Annotated in this window: 15 protein-coding genes; 8 read left to right on the top strand and 7 right to left on the bottom strand. The window is 76.7% G+C overall.

The features are described from left to right. Window positions 1-28: 28 nt before the first annotated feature. Window positions 29-268, bottom strand: a complete 240-nt coding sequence (locus tag GC157_04930; GenBank protein MBI1376814.1) for a mycoredoxin — start codon at window positions 266-268, stop codon at window positions 29-31. A gap of 263 nt (window positions 269-531) precedes the next feature. Here GC157_04930 and GC157_04925 point away from each other — a divergent pair, with 263 nt between their 5' ends. The 6 genes from GC157_04925 to GC157_04900 all read left to right on the top strand — a co-directional run bounded on the left by GC157_04925 (window position 532) and on the right by GC157_04900 (window position 5,950). Then, window positions 532-2,640: an AAA family ATPase gene (locus GC157_04925; GenBank protein ID MBI1376813.1), complete on the top strand. Its 2,109-nt coding sequence runs from the start codon at window positions 532-534 to the stop codon at window positions 2,638-2,640. A gap of 197 nt (window positions 2,641-2,837) precedes the next feature. Beyond that, complete coding sequence (locus GC157_04920) at window positions 2,838-3,065, top strand: hypothetical protein (protein ID MBI1376812.1); 228 nt, start codon at window positions 2,838-2,840, stop codon at window positions 3,063-3,065. 203 nt (window positions 3,066-3,268) lie between these two features. Continuing rightward, a complete protein-coding gene (locus GC157_04915; GenBank protein ID MBI1376811.1) occupies window positions 3,269-3,706 on the top strand; it encodes a WhiB family transcriptional regulator in 438 nt (145 codons plus the stop codon). After that, a complete protein-coding gene (locus GC157_04910; GenBank protein ID MBI1376810.1) occupies window positions 3,703-4,020 on the top strand; it encodes a hypothetical protein in 318 nt (105 codons plus the stop codon). The genes GC157_04915 and GC157_04910 overlap by 4 nt, the downstream gene beginning before the upstream one ends. A 105-nt stretch (window positions 4,021-4,125) precedes the next feature. Beyond that, complete coding sequence (locus GC157_04905; protein ID MBI1376809.1) at window positions 4,126-5,760, top strand: nucleotide pyrophosphatase; 1,635 nt, start codon at window positions 4,126-4,128, stop codon at window positions 5,758-5,760. Between the two features lie 4 nt (window positions 5,761-5,764). Further along, on the top strand, window positions 5,765-5,950 hold the full coding sequence (locus GC157_04900; GenBank protein MBI1376808.1) for a hypothetical protein: 186 nt from the start codon (window positions 5,765-5,767) through the stop codon (window positions 5,948-5,950). Between the two features lie 34 nt (window positions 5,951-5,984). On the opposite strand, the gene GC157_04895 is transcribed toward GC157_04900, so the two are convergent. The 5 genes from GC157_04895 to GC157_04875 form a co-directional block, all read right to left on the bottom strand. Next, window positions 5,985-6,818: an EamA family transporter gene (locus GC157_04895; GenBank protein MBI1376807.1), complete on the bottom strand. Its 834-nt coding sequence runs from the start codon at window positions 6,816-6,818 to the stop codon at window positions 5,985-5,987. A 127-nt stretch (window positions 6,819-6,945) separates the two neighbouring features. Then, the gene (locus GC157_04890; GenBank protein MBI1376806.1) at window positions 6,946-8,265 is read right to left on the bottom strand and encodes an AarF/ABC1/UbiB kinase family protein; all 1,320 of its coding nucleotides are present in this window, start codon (window positions 8,263-8,265) and stop codon (window positions 6,946-6,948) included. Then, complete coding sequence (locus tag GC157_04885; GenBank protein ID MBI1376805.1) at window positions 8,262-9,323, bottom strand: hypothetical protein; 1,062 nt, start codon at window positions 9,321-9,323, stop codon at window positions 8,262-8,264. The genes GC157_04890 and GC157_04885 overlap by 4 nt, the downstream gene beginning before the upstream one ends. Before the next feature lie 115 nt (window positions 9,324-9,438). After that, window positions 9,439-10,701 (bottom strand): ArgE/DapE family deacylase, encoded by a 1,263-nt coding sequence (locus GC157_04880; protein MBI1376804.1) that lies wholly within the window; start codon window positions 10,699-10,701, stop codon window positions 9,439-9,441. Between the two features lie 657 nt (window positions 10,702-11,358). After that, window positions 11,359-12,201, bottom strand: coding sequence for a hypothetical protein (locus GC157_04875; protein ID MBI1376803.1), 843 nt, complete (start codon window positions 12,199-12,201; stop codon window positions 11,359-11,361). Between the two features lie 93 nt (window positions 12,202-12,294). On the opposite strand from GC157_04875, the gene GC157_04870 reads away from it, so the two are divergent. Both GC157_04870 and GC157_04865 read left to right on the top strand, forming a co-directional pair. Further along, window positions 12,295-13,005, top strand: coding sequence for an alpha/beta fold hydrolase (locus GC157_04870; protein MBI1376802.1), 711 nt, complete (start codon window positions 12,295-12,297; stop codon window positions 13,003-13,005). A gap of 376 nt (window positions 13,006-13,381) precedes the next feature. Further along, window positions 13,382-14,098: a DUF45 domain-containing protein gene (locus GC157_04865; GenBank protein MBI1376801.1), complete on the top strand. Its 717-nt coding sequence runs from the start codon at window positions 13,382-13,384 to the stop codon at window positions 14,096-14,098. A gap of 40 nt (window positions 14,099-14,138) precedes the next feature. Here the strand turns inward: GC157_04865 and GC157_04860 are convergent, their stop codons facing one another. Then, entirely contained in the window at window positions 14,139-14,666 is a 528-nt protein-coding gene (locus GC157_04860; protein MBI1376800.1) for an NUDIX domain-containing protein, read from the bottom strand. Between the last annotated feature and the right edge of the window lie 5 nt (window positions 14,667-14,671).

Genomic DNA, 14,671 nt, shown 5'->3' with positions numbered 1-14,671 from the left:
CGCCGGGCAGGGGGAGGGGCGGGGCGGGTCAGGCCACGCCGAGCCGCTCCTTGACCTCGCGGAGGCTGGGGTTGGTCGCGGCGGTGCCGTCGGGGAAGACGACCGTGGGAACGGTCTGGTCGCCGCCGTTGACGCTCATGACGAACTCGGCCGCGTCGGGGTCGCGCTCGATGTCGACCTCGGTGAACTCGATGCCCTCACGCCCCATCTGGGCCTTGAGCCGGCTGCAGTAGCCGCACCAGGTCGTGGTGTACATCGTGACCGCCATCGCGTCGTCCGCTCCTCGTCGTCTCGTGTGCGGGCCGGGTGCCCGCCGGCCGGTCGTGCGCCGTTGACCCTTCAACGGCAGCCTGGCCCCGGCTTGTTCCCGATGATCACATCCGCGCCCCGCGCCGCCGACCGCGGGGCGGGCGGCCCGGGGCCGCGGTCCTCGGCGGCTGCGAGGATGGCGCCGTGACCGCCGCCGACCCCGTCCCCGGCCTGCCGGGAGCGCCGACCCGCCGCGCGCGGTCCGTGGTCACCCCCGACGACGTGCTCGAGGCGCTCGACCCCGAGCAGCGCGAGGCCGCCTCGGCGGTGTCGGGTCCCGTGGTGGTCCTGGCTGGGGCCGGCACCGGCAAGACCCGGGCGGTGACCCACCGCATCGCCTACGCCGTGCTCACCGGCCGCCACGACCCGCGCCGGTCGCTGGCGGTCACCTTCACCAGCCGCGCGGCGGGCGAGATGCGCCAGCGCCTCGCCGAGCTCGGCGTCTCGGGGGTGCAGGCGCGCACGTTCCACTCCGCCGCGCTGCGCCAGCTGCGCTACTTCTGGCCGCGGGTCGTGGGCGGCGCGCTGCCGGAGATCCTGCCGAGCAAGGCGCGGGTGCTCGCCCCGGTGCTGCGCTCCGCCGGGTTCGCCGACCCGACTCTGGCCCGCGACGTCGCCAGCGAGATCGAGTGGGCGAAGGCGAGCCAGGTGGTGGCCGCCGACTACGTCGCCGCGTCGCTGGCGGCGCGTCGCGAGCCGCCGGCCGGGCTCACCCGCGAGAACGTCGCCGACGCCTACGCCGCCTACCAGGAGCGCACGAGCGAGCAGGGCCTCGTCGACTTCGAGGACGTCCTGCTGCTCACCGTGGGCATCCTCGACACCCGGCCGGACATCGCCGACGAGGTCCGCACCGCGTACCGCTGGTTCACCGTCGACGAGTACCAGGACGTCAGCCCGCTCCAGCAGCGGCTGCTCGACCTCTGGCTCGGCGAGCGCGACGACCTGTGCGTGGTGGGCGACGCGAGCCAGACGATCTACACGTTCACCGGGGCCACGTCGTCCTACCTGCTCGACTTCCGCACGCGCTACCCGCACGCCACCGAGGTGCGTCTCGTCCGGTCCTACCGGTCCACGCCGCAGGTGGTCGGGCTCGCCAACCGCGTGCTCGCCGGCGCGACGGGCCCGGAGGCCCGGCTGCGCCTCGAGCTGCGCTCGCAGCTGCCCGACGGCCCGGCGCCGCGCGTCGCGGCGTACGCCGACGAGCAGGCCGAGGCCGACGCCGCCGCGGCGACGGTGCGGGGCCTGCTCGGGCAGGGGGTGCCCGCCCGCGAGGTGGCGGTGCTCTACCGGGTGAACGCGCAGTCCGAGCTGCTCGAGGAGTCGCTGGCCGCCGCCGGCGTGCCCTACGTGCTGCGCGGCGAGTCGGCCTTCTTCGACCGGCCGGAGGTGCGCGAGGCCGTCACGCGGGTGCGCGGCGCCGCCCGCTCGGGCGGCAGCACGGGCGACCTCGCGGCCGACGTGCGCTCACTGCTCGGCGCGATGGCCTGGACGCCGGACCCGCCGGCGGGCGGCGCGGCCCGGGAGCGCTGGGAGAACCTGCTGCGCCTGGTGACGCTGGCCGACGACCTCGCGGCCGAGACGCCCGGCGCCACGCTCGCGGACCTCGTCGCCGAGCTCGACCACCGGGCCGAGACCCGCAGCACCCCCTCGGCCGAGGGGGTGACGCTGGCGACGGTGCACGCGGCCAAGGGGCTCGAGTGGGACGCCGTCGTGGTCGTGGGCCTGGCGGAGGGCACCTTCCCGATCCAGTACGCCGACACGCCGGCCCGCGTGGAGGAGGAGCGGCGGCTGTTCTACGTCGCCTGCACCCGGGCCCGCCGTCACCTCGTGCTCACCTGGGCCCGGTCGCGCTCGGGCCGCGGTCGCCGCGACCGCTCGCGCTTCCTCGACTCGGCGGGAGCCGCGGCAGGTGTCGAGATGCTCGACGGCGGCGGCGTCGTGCGCGGGACGGGCAGCCGTGCGGGCGGCGGCCCCGACGCCGGCCGACGCCGGCGGGTGCCGGCCACCTGCCGGGTGTGCGGGGCCGCGCTGGTCACGGGCGCGGAGTCGGCGCGCGGGAGGTGCCGCACCTGCCCGGCGTCGTACGACGAGGAGCTGCTCGGCCGCCTCGAGCAGTGGCGGTCGGGGGAGGCCAGCCGTCGCTCGGTGCCGGCGTACGTCGTGCTCGGCGACGCCGCCCTCGAGGGCGTCGCCACCGAGCGCCCGGCCGACCGCGCGGCCCTGGTGCGCATCCCCGGGATCGGCGCGCGCACCCTCGCGGCCTACGCCGACCAGCTCCTGGCCCTCGTGCGGGGCGAGACCCCGCCCGAGCCACCGGACGACGGGGCCTGAGGGCCGCGCGGCGTCCCCCGACGGCCCGCACCGCCGGTCGGCGTGGGCCGTCCGGACGACAGTTCTGCGGATTCGTCGAAGACTCGCCGTAAACCTGATTGCGCTCTGTCGGACCGGCCGCGTAACCTCCTTCTCGCGCGAGAGACGCGCACCCCGGACGACGCGCCAGGGACGAGGCACGAGGAGGTGAGCCCCCGATGATCAGCACGTACATCGCCGAGGCCGCTTTCGTGCTGCCTCTGTGCGTCGCCGCTGCCGCCGCGCTCGCCGCGGCCTTCGGTGCGTTCCAGGGCCGCACGTCCGCCGTCGTCGTCATGGCGGACGGCCACACCGATCTCGCGCCCGTCGTCTGGTTCCGCGGCATCACCAAGCCGGGCACCACCGGTACGTCGTACGACCCGCAGTCTCGAGGATCCACTGGGTGACACCTCACCCCTGGCACCTCGAGGCCGCGGATCCCGAACCGGGAACCGCGGCCTTCGTGTTTCTCCGGGTCCGTCCCGGGGCCACGCAGCACCACCGGCTCCACCCGCACCGCCGCACCACCCGCACCATCCGCACGACCCCCTATCCCGCACGACTCGAGGACCGCGGACGATCCCGCGGTGCGCGAAGGAGGTGACCGCACATGAGCGTCCTGACCGACGACCTGACCCACACCCTCGGACAGCAGGCCGCGTCGACCGACTGGGTCGACACCAGCACGCCGTGCCGGTCGAACGACCCGGAACTGTGGTTCGCCGAGCGTCCCGACGACGTCGCGCTCGCCCAGGCTCTCTGCGGAGGCTGCGCGCTGCGCGCCGCCTGCCTCGCCGGAGCCCTGGAGCGGCGCGAGCCGTGGGGCGTCTGGGGTGGCGAGCTCTTCGAGCGCGGTCAGGTCGTGGCGCGCAAGCGCCGGCCGGGCCGTCCTCGCAAGGACGACCACCTCGTCCGGCGCGCCGCCGAGGACGCACTCGCCGCCCGTCTGGCCGAGCTCACCCGTGAGGTCGACCAGGACGGCGAGTACCTCGACGACCTCACCGACACCGGCGTCATCCCGACGCCGCGCGAGGGAGCAGCCGCATGACCCGTCGTACCGAGTCCGACGCACCCGCGTCGTACTCCCTCCCCGCCCACCGGGCGGTCCACGTCCCCGGGCCGTCGCTGACCGCGACGCCCGTCTCGAGTTCGGAGTCCGACATGTATCTCGTCCCCGAGCAGATGGCACGCAGCCATATGCAGAACCAGCTGGCCGTGCGCCAGCACGAGGCGCAGCTGTGGCGCGTCCGACGCGTCGCACTCGCCGCGCGCCGGGCGGAGGCGGCCGAGCGCCGCGCCCGGCTGGCTCGTGAGGCGGCGGTCCTCGCCGCCCGCGAGTCCGCCCTCGCTCTCGCCCGCTAGGACCTCGGTCCCGATGGGCGGTGAGCACGACGGGCGGGTGACCCACCTCGAGGGTCACCCGCCCGTCGTCGTGTCCGGGGCCGGTCGCTGCGGCAGGATCGGGCCGTGGCCGCCGACGAGCTCCCCGCCGACCCGGACGCCGACGTCGACCCCGGCACCGGCCCCGACGTCGCGTCCGACGTCGATCCCGACCCGGTACGCGCCGCCCTCGACGCCGCGGTCGCCGCGCTGACCGCCCGCGATCTCGCCGAGATCGTCGACCTCGTCGCGTGGCCGGACCCCGCCGCCGGGCGCGAGCCGGACGGGCGCCCGCTCGCCGTGGTGGTCGCCGACCACGCCGGCCGCGCCCTGCTCGACGCCGACCATCCGGAGGGCCGCCTGCTCGAGGGCCGCCATCCGCTGCCCAGCACCGACCCGCTGGCCTTCCTGCCCTACGCCGCGGAGGTCGCGGACCCCTCTCCGCAGCACGACTCCAACGCCTACCCGCTGCCCTGGCCGCGGCTCCAGTCGTTCTTCACCGACCCGCGCAGCCCGGACCTCGCGGTGGTGCACACCCCGCGGCACTGGTTCCCCGACGAGGGCGGCCACCGCGGTGAGCACGGCTCCCTCGACGTCGTCCAGTCCCGCGCCCCGTTCCTGGTCTCGGGGGCCGGCGTCCGCGAGCGCGGGGTGGTGGCCGACCACGCCCGGCTCGTCGACGTCATGCCGACCCTGGCGTGGCTCGCCGGGGTGGACCTCGAGCACCTCGCCAGTCTCGACGGCGTCGTGCGCTCGGACCTGGTCACCCGCGGCGCCACCTACGTCATCGGCCTGCTCTGGGACGGCGGGCACCCCGGCTCGATGCTCGACCTCGCCGCGGCCGGGGAGCTGCCCGCCGTCGCCCGGCTGCTCGAGCGCGGCTGCGCGCTGGCCGGCGGGGCGGTGGCCGAGTTCCCGAGCCTCACCCTGGTCAACCACACGAGCATGCTCACCGGCGTCGGCCCGGGCCGGCACGGCGTCGTCGGCAACGTGTACTGGGACCGCGAGCAGGGCCGCCGCGTGGTGCCCAACGACCCCGCCACCTGGCACCTGACCTCGGAGCTCTACCGCGAGGGCGTCACGACGCTGTTCGAGGCGGTGGCGGCGGCCCGGCCCGGGGTGCGCACCGCGAGCGTCAACGAGATGACCGAGCGGGGGGCCTGGGCCTCCACCTTCGCCCTCGTGCGTGCCGCGCTGGCCAGCGGCGAGGCGGTCGACCCGGGCGAGGCGGGCAGCAGCGACTCGCGGGACTTCGTCACCGCGGTGCGCGCCCTGCTGCCCGACCCGCTCGCCTCCGAGCTCGTCACGCACGCGCGGTGCGGGGAGGACGACGACTACGCCTTCTACTCGGGGATCGACGTGCTCGGCCTGTCCACGGTCGTGGGGCTGTTCTCGGCGGCCGACCCGGCCGAGTTCCCCGCGGTGACCTGGTGGTCGCAGTACACGACCGACGCCGGGCACCACGCCGGCGGACCGCGCTCGCCGATCGCCCTCGACGCGCTGCGCGACTGCGACCGGCGGCTCGGGGTGCTGCTCGACCACCTCGAGCGGGTCGGCGTCCTCGACGAGACGGTGTTCCTGCTGACGGCCGACCATGGGTTCGAGACCGCCGAGCCCCCGGCGGCGGGCTCCTGGGCCCCGGCGCTGCGGGCGGCGCTGGACCCCCTCGGCGTGCCCTGGCGCGACGAGGGCCCCGGCTTCCTCTACTTGGGTGGGGTGTGACGCGATGACGGTGCTGATCTGCGCGCGGTGCGGCGCGACGCTCGACGCGGACGCCGACGAGCAGAGCGGCATGGCCGCGCTGCAGTGGGTGGCCTCCCACGAGCGTGGGCGCGACCTGCGCTACTGCCCGGCGTGCGCCCGCGACAACCTGCGCGCGATCGAGGGCAAGCTGGACGCCGAGGACTGGTGAGCCGGTCGGCCACTGCGCCCGGTGGGACCCGGCGTCAGGCGACGCCGGGCGGCACCACGAGCTCGGGCACGGGCGCCTCGCGGTGCCCGGTGCGCTCCGCGCCGATGCCGGCGACCACCACGAGGGCCACGCCGACGGCCTGCGCCGCCGACGGGTGCTGGGCCAGCACCACGGCGCCCACCAGCACCCCGAAGGCGGGCTCGAGCGACATCAGCGTGCCGAACGCCGCGGTGGTGAGTCGCCGCAGGGCCAGCATCTCCAGGGCGTAGGGGATCACGGGCAGCAGCAGGGCGAGGCCGAAGGACTGGAGCACGACGAGGCCGTCGATGTGGCCGGCCGCCTGCGGGAGCCCCACGACGGTGGCCACCAGCGCCGCGACGGGGATCGTGAGCGCGAGCCCGTCGATGCCGGCGTAGCGGTCGCCGACCACCTGGGTGAGCAGGATGTACGCCGCCCAGCCGCAGGCCGCCAGTGCCGCGAGCAGCAGCCCCGCGACGTCGACCTCACCGGTCCACGGGCGGGTGAGCAGCAGCACGCCCGCGAGCGCGAGCACCGGCCACAGCAGCGAGCGGCGGTCGCGGCTGCGCGCCACGGCGACGCCGAGCGGGCCGAGGAACTCCACGGCCACGGCCGTGCCGAGCGGGATGCGGTCGATGGCCGAGAGGAAGGCGACGGTCGTCACGCCGGTGACCACCCCGAGGGCCACGGGCACCGGCAGGGTGGCGGGACGCAGCGCGCGCAGGTCGGGGCGGACGAGCGCGAGGAAGATCACCGCCCCCGCGGCGAGGCGCAGCCAGGCCGTGCCCGCCGGGCCGACGACGTCGAACAGCCGGGTGGACAGGGCGGCGCCGAGCTGCACCGAAAGCATGGCCGTGACGGCCAGGGTCCACGCGGGGACCCGGTGCAGGCCCGGGCGGGACGTCGTCACCCGCGCAGCATGCCAGCAGGCACCGACGCGCCGGCGACCACGATCGGCCCGACGGAGCGGCCCGCGGTCAGGCCGGGCCGGCGGTGAACGACGGCAGCCAGCGCTCGAGCTCGCCGCGCATGGGCACGGTGGCGTCCATCTGCGAGAGCACGCTGATCCCGCCGAGCCAGACCCGGTGGATGAGCATGTACTGCGGCGGCAGGTTGATCTTGAACCCGACGGAGAAGTCGGGGTTGCGCGGGTCCGAGAGCCGGGTGAAGTGGCTGCGCATCCACTCGCGGCTGAAGTGGAAGTACTCGTGGGTCGCCGGCTCGGCGAACGGCGAGAGGGCGGCGAAGAACGTCTCCGCGTCGACCTCGACGCCGGGCTTGATGAAGCCCTCCTCGCGCAGGCCCTCCACGATCGCCTCGGCGTCGCCGAGGGTGGCGATGCGCAGCAGCTGGCCCATCGCCGGCGGCGGCCCTTCCGGGAGTCGGGCCACGGCGCCGAAGTCGAGGATGCCGAGGCGGCCGTCGGGCAGCACGCGGTAGTTGCCCGGGTGCGGGTCGGCGTGCAGGAGCCCGGCGCGCAGCGGCCCGGACATGAGGAAGCGCAGGTAGAGCGTGCCGTAGTGGTCGCGTTCCTCGCGGGTGCCCTCCGCGATCACCCGCGAGAGCGGGTAGCCGTCGAGCCACTCCGACACGACGACCGTCGGCGCGGCGGCGAGCACGTGCGGGACGACGAACTCGTCGTCGCCCTCGTAGGCGGCGGCGAACTGGCGCTGCGACTGCGACTCGGTGAGGTAGTCGAGCTCCTCCGCGGCCCGGGCCTTGAGCTCGGCGAGCAGCGGCTTGATGTCCATGCCGGGCGACATCGAGGCGAACATCCGGGCCATCCGCGACACCGTCGCGAGGTCGCCCATGAGCGCCTTGCCGGCGCCGGGGTACTGGATCTTCACCGCGACCTCGCGGCCGTCGTGCCACACCGCGCGGTGCACCTGGCCGATGGACGCCGCCGCCGCCGGCTCGTCGTCGAACTCGGAGAACCGCTCGCGCCAGTCGTCGCCGAGGGCCTCGACCAGGCAGCGGTGCACGGTGTCGGCGGGCATCGGCGGGGCGGCGTCCTGGAGGCGGGTGAGGGTCGCCCGGTAGGGCTCGAGCAGCTCCTCCGGCAGCGCCACCTCGAAGATGCTCATGGCCTGGCCGAACTTCATCGCCCCGCCCTTGAGCTCGCCCAGGGTCTTGAACACCTGCTCGGCGGTGCGCTGCTGGATCTCGGTGGCGACGGCCTCCGCGGGCTTGCCCCCGACCTTCTTGCCGAAGCCCAGTGCGGTGCGTCCGGCGTAGCCCAGGGGGAGCGCCGCGAGACGCGCTCCCCGGGTCACGGCGCGGCGGGGGAGGTCGGTCACCCGACCATTGTGACGGTGCCCCCCGCCCACCCGCACCCGCACACCGGGTGGCGCTGCGCCGGGCGGACGTCCGGCAGGCACTCGGGCGCCCTCAGCTCGAGCGTCGCGGACGCCGTCACCGGTGCCGGACCGCCCGGCGTGTCCACCACCACGAGGGCCTGGGCGACGGCGAGCGCGCCCGCCGCGACGGCCAGCGGACCGCCCTGGGCCCGCGCCCTCGGGTGGCGCAGCCGCAGCTGGTCGGCGATCGCGGGCCACGCGGGGTCGGCGTCGCGGGCACGGTGCTCGAGGCACCACAGGCACGGCCCGCTCCCCGGCAGCACGAGGGGACCCACCCGGGCGGCGTCGCCACTGACCGCGACCGCGAGGTGGGCGACCCCGTCGCCGAGGAGGTCGTCGGCGAGCTCGGGGTCGGTCCACGGCAGGTCGGAGTCGGCCGCGGAGCACACCACGGTGAGGGCGGGACGACGGTCGCGGCCGCCGACGGCGGTGGGGCGCGCGCCCTGGCGGCGCAGGGCCTCGGCCACCTCGTCGCGCCACGAGGCGTGCGGCTCGAACGGGCCGACGGGGGTGAGGTCGGCCAGGGTGGTCTCCCGGTCCGGCCCCTCGAGCACGACGGCGCCGACGCCCGCGGCGGCCAGGCCCAGCGCGACGTGGGCGGCGGCGCGGTCGTTGCCGCGCACGGCCACGGTGGCGCGGTGCCGGCGCTCCAGCCGCCGGGCCGCCTCCCGGGTGCTGGACGTGGTGAGGGCGAGGCCGGCGAGGTCCGGGCCGTAGCGCTCGCGGCGCACCAGCGACAGGCCGCCGGCCGGCCCGGGGTCGTCGTCGAGCACGCCGAGGTCGTGCAGCTCGTCGAGGGCGGGCGCGATCTCGGGCGCGAGGCGCAGCAGCTCGTGGCGCCCCGTCACGCCGTCGAGGTGCATGAGCGCCGTGCCGGCGTCGTCGCTGAGGCGGTCGACCCGCACGGCGCGCTGCGGGTCGACGCCGATCTGCACGGCGTCGCGGCCCCGGCGCAGCACGGGCCGGCCGGGACGGGTGAGGGGCAGGTGTCGGCTCATGCGCGCACCCTCGGGGCAGCGCGCTGTGGAGCGCCGGAGCGGTCCACAGCCCCGGGCGCGCACCGTGGTCGGCGCCGTCGGTGGAGGGGCCGGGGCACGGCCGCGGCCCGCTGGCTCAGACGACGCCGCAGTGCTCGAGGTAGAGGACGGCCAGAGCCCGGGTCGCCGTGCGCAGGTCGTCCACCAGGATGCTCTCGTCCGGGGCGTGGGCGTCGCGGGTGTCGCCCGGGCCGTACTGCACGGTGGGCAGGTGCGGGGCGAGCAGGCGCAGGTCGCTGCCGTAGGGGGCGCCGTACTCCTCCTGCGGACGGCGTCCGGGGGCGGCGAGCGCGTGCGCCCGGCGCAGGCCCGCGAGCAGCTCGCCGGCCTGCGAGCGCCCGGACGCGAACTGCCCGCCCCACCACTGCACCGTCACCGGGTGCTCGCGCAGGAAGGGGTCGGTCGCGCAGGCCTGCGCGACGCAGTCCTCGAGCTCGGCGCGGGCGGTCGCCGGGTCCTCGTCGAGGGCGACCCCGAGGCGCCCCTCGGCCACGAGCAGGTCCGGCACGGTGCTCGCCCAGTCGCCGGCGTGGACCGTGCCGATCGAGAGCGGGTAGGCCAGCGGCCAGCGGCCCACGAGCGGGTCGACGTCGCGGTTGCGCCGGGCCTCCAGCTCGGCGAGCGCGGCCCGCACGTGGACGAAGCCGTCGATCGCGCTGACGCCCTCGGTGCGCCGTGAGGCGTGCACCGCGAGCCCCGGGACGAGCAGCCGGAAGGTCAGCGCGCCGGCGTTGGCGGGCACGAGGTCGAGGTCGGTGGGCTCGGGCACGACGCACGCGCTCGCGGTGACCCCGCGCCGCACCAGGGCGAACGTGCCGAGGCCACCGTCCTCCTCGCCCACGACCGGCGCCACGGTGAGGTCGCCGGCCAGCCGGACGCCGAGGGCCCGCACGGCGCGGGCCGCCGCGATCGCGGCGACCAGCCCGCCCTTCATGTCGCACACGCCCCGGCCGACCAACGCGGCGCGCCCGTCGCGCTCGACCCGCCGCAGCGTCCAGGGGTCGCCGGTCCAGGCGCCCAGGTCGCCGGGCGGGACGACGTCGGTGTGCCCGTCGACGAGCAGCGAGCGGCCGAGGTCCGGGGCGTGCCCGGGCAGCGTGGCCACGAGGCCGAGCGCCTCGCTGCGGGCCACCTCCATGCCCGGGAAGGCCGGGTCCTCGACCAGCCCCGGGAGGTCGAGCGGCCACAGGGCGACGTCGAAGCCGTCCTCGTGCAGCACGTCCGCGAGCACGCGCTGCACCTCGACCTCGGCGGGGCTGCCGCCCACGCTGGGGATCGCCACGAGGCGCTCGAGCAGGTCGAGGGCGGCGGGCAGGCCGGCGTCCACCGCCGCCAGCACTCCCGGGACGGGATCGGCGGCACCGGGGGAGGGGCGGCCGTGCTGGTCGGCGTCGCCGACGGGGGTCTCGGTCACGCGGTCACCCTAGGGACGCGCGCCGGGGCAGGGGGCGGGACGGGGCCGCCGACGACGGAGCCCCGCCCGCGACGGCGCGCGGGCGGGGCTCCGGACGAGCGAGGAACGATCAGGCCTTGCCGAGGATCCGGTTGACCTTCGTGTTGCAGACGGGGCAGATGCCCTGCGCCATGCGACGTCCGTTCTTCTCGACGACGGTGCCGGTGAACTCGCGCTTCTCCTTGCACTTCACGCAGTACGCCTCGCCGGTGTAGCTCTCGTCCGCCATGGGGTCCTCCTCCTGGTGTGGATGCGTGCCGCCCCGGTCGCCGAGCTCCCGACGGGGGGGCCCGGGCGCGCGGCGAGCACGGGCCACCAAGGTGGCCTGGGCTGGCTCGACCCTACGCCCGAGCACGCGGGGAACCGCGCAGGCGCGCACCGCCCCGCCGCGGCCGAACGAGGTCGAACAAGTGCAAATCAGGACAAACAGTGCTCGTTCGACGCGTCCGCGGGGGCCCGGGCAGGTCGCCGCGTGACGGTGCTCACGTCGCGTGGGGCCTCCACGCACGCGCGAACCCCTCGCGCGGCAGCACGCACCAGCCCTCACCGGGTGCTGCGGGCGGCGAGCAGCAGCAGCGCCACGCACCCCAGCGCCAGCGCCATCACGTAGCGGAACAGCGCCCGACCGCGCCCGGTGACGGCGACCACCAGCCCGCCGCCGGCGGCGGCCAGCCCGATCGCGGCCGCCGCCCCGGCCGCGAGGCTGAGCTGGGCGACGAGCAGGGCGACGGCGAGCACGAGCAGGCCGAGGGTCGCCCAGGTGGCGCGGCGCACCCCGACCGCGGCCACCAGCCCGCCGGCCTCCACCGCGCGATCGGCCTCGACGTCGGGGATCGCGTTGGCCAGGTGCGCCGCGACGCCGAGCAGCACCCCGGTGAGCGTGAGCCATGCGGGCGGCGGCTGCGAGGGCGTCAGCCCGTAGGTGACGTACGCCGGCACGAGCCCGAAGGACACCGCGTAGGGCAGCGGGGAGAGCACCGTGGTCTTGAGCACGAGGTTGTACAGCCAGGCCGAGGCGACGGCGAGCACGTGCGCGGTGCCCCCGACGGGTCCGGCGGCGAGGTAGGAGAGCACCAGGCAGGCCGCCGCCGCCAGCGCGGCCGCGCGCCAGAGCGCCGACGCCGTCACGTCCCCGCGCACGGTGGGCTTCTCCGAGCGGCCCGCACGCAGGTCGCGGTCGGCGTCGTGGGCGTCGTTGCACCAGCCCACCGACAGCTGGCCGGCGAGCGTCGCGGCCGCGACGAGCGCCAGGCCGGCCGGCTCCCGCCCGAAGGCGGCGGCGAGGGCGGTCACCGCCAGCGTGACGGTGACGGTCGGGCCGGGGTGGCAGGCGTCCACCAGCCCGCGCACGGGCGAGCGGGTCGACGGCACGCCGCAGTCTCGCAGGTGCGGCGCGCGACCGGGCGGCGTCGCGGCGACCCGTCGTCCGGGCCAGGACCGGGTCGTCCCGGCCGGACGACGGGTGCGTCACGATGGGGCATGGCCCACGCGTTCGTGCTCCTGCACAGCCCGGTGGTGGGGCCGAGCACGTGGCGCCCGGTCGCGGAGCGCCTGCTGCGGGCCGGGCACGACTGCGTGGTGCCGGACCTGCGCCACGTGGCGCAGGCCGGGCCGCCCTACTGGCCCGCCGTCGTGTCCACCGCGGCGGATGCGATGGGTCAGCTCGACGCCCCCGGCCCGGTGGTGCTCGTCGCCCACAGCAACGCCGGCCTGCTGCTGCCCGCCGTGGCCGCGGGCTCGCCCCGGCCGGTGTCCGGCGCGGTGCTCGTCGACGCGGCGACCCCGGCCGACCCGGGCCCGTCCCCCGCGGCGCCGGTCCCGCTGCTCGAGCTGCTGCGCACGCTGGCCGATCCGTCCGGGCGGCTCCCCGTGTGGACCTCCTGGTGGCCGGACGAGGAGGTGGCCGGGCTCCTCCCGGACCCCCGCGCGAGGGCGACGGTCGTGGCCGACCAGCCGCGGCTCCCGCTCGACTACTACGAGCAGCGCTTCCCCGTCCCGGACTCCTGGCGGACGCTCCCCACGGCGTACCTGCGCCTGTCGGAGGCCTACGACGAGGACGAGGCGCGGGCGCGGGCCGAGGGCCGCCCGGTGGCCCGGCTGACCGGCGGGCACCTGCACGCGGTGGTGGACCCGGACGCGGTGGCTGCCGCCGTCGTGGACCTGGCGACGAGGCTCACCGGTCGCGGCTGACCCGGTGCCGGGAACGACAGGAGCCCTCGGGTCTCGCAGCCGCTGTTCGCCTTCCCCTTGCGAACACCGGCCCGTTCTCCCAAGGGCTCCGTCGAAGGAGGAACCTAGGCCCGCGACGGAACTCCGGTCAACGCGGGCGGGCCTCGCCCTGTGGACGTCCCTGGGGACAGGGTGGGGACCGCATGGCGCGTCGCTGTGGACGCAGGGTGGACGACGCTGGGGACGACGCCGGCCGCGCACCGGCCGGAGCCGCGCGACCTGCGGGTTCCGTGTCCACCGGGTGTGGACACGAAATTCCCGTGCACCCGAGCGGTTCGCGGCGTGCCCCGGGCGCGCTCACGCACCCTGTCGGGGCCCCGGGCTAGCGTCGTCCCCGATGAGCCAGACCGTCGTCGACCTCCCCGGCCTGCCGCCCGACGTCGAGGTGCGCCGCAGCACCCGCCGGCGGCGCAGCGTGACCGCCTACCGCGAGGGCGGGCGCACGATCGTCGTGGTGCCCCAGCGGATGGCGCGCGCGGACATCCCCGCCTACGTCGAGGAGCTCGTCGAGCGGCTGCGCTCCCGCGAGCGCCGCGTGCGGGGCAGCGACGCCGAGCTGATGCGCCGGGCCGAGGACCTCTCGCGCCGCCACCTCGAGGGCCGCGCGGTGCCGCGATCGGTGCGCTGGGTGGGCAACCAGAACCGCCGCTGGGGCTCGTGCACCCCGGCCGACGCCGCGATCCGCCTCTCCGACCGCCTCGCCGCGATGCCCGAGCACGTCGTCGACTACGTGCTCCTGCACGAGCTCGTGCACCTGCTCGTGCCCGGGCACGGCCCGCAGTTCGAGGCGTGGATGACCCGCTACCCGCGGCTGCTCGAGGCGCGGGCGTTCCTGGCCGGGGTCGACCACGCCACCAGCCACGGCCTCGACCTCGCCGAGACGCCGGACGGCGAGCCGGAGGCGGCGGATCCCGCCGCCGAGCGCCCCGTCCAGGTGGCCGACGGTGCGCCGACGGTCGGCGCCGGCCCCGCTGCGGCGCCGGAGCCGGCGGCCGCGCTGCGCCGGCGCCGTCCGGCCGCGGACTCCTCCGGCGGAGCCGAGCCGCTCTTCTGACGCCTCCTGCTGCGTGAGGTTCTCGGCAGCGGGCGGGTACTCAGCGCTGGGCGGTGGCGGCGGCCACGAGGCGCTCCAGGGCGTCGTCGGCGAGCTCGGGCAGCGCGTCCACCGGCCACCACCGCAGGTCGAGCGACTCCTCGCTGATCACGTGGACGGCCCCGGGTGGCGCGACGGCGACGTACTGCACGTCGAGGTGCCACGAGCCGCCGTGGCAGCCCACCCGGTGGCGGTCCAGGCGCACCGGCTCGGCGCCGAGCACGAGCCCCTCGATGCCGCTCTCCTCGCGCGCCTCGCGCGCCGCCGCGGCGTGCAGGCCGGCGTCGTCGGGCTCGCAGTGCCCGCCCATCTGGAGCCAGCGGCCGATCTTGGCGTGCAGGGTGAGCAGCACGCGGTCGCGCGCCGGCGAGACGACGAGCGCGCTGGCGGTCAGGTGCCCGGGCACGCAGGAGCGGTAGGGCGCGTCGGCGTGCCGGGCCAGGAAGTCCAGGTACTCGCGGCGCAGGCTCTCCTGCGCCGCGTCCGGCGCGGCCCACGTGCGGAGCACGTGCTCGGCGTCGGCGTGCAGGCGGT

Source organism: Frankiales bacterium, from assembly GCA_016125335.1.
Lineage (GTDB): Bacteria > Actinomycetota > Actinomycetes > S36-B12 > CAIYMF01 > Longivirga.
The sequence above is the reverse complement of the archived record's forward strand: the minus strand, read 5'-3'. Positions and strand labels throughout refer to the sequence as shown.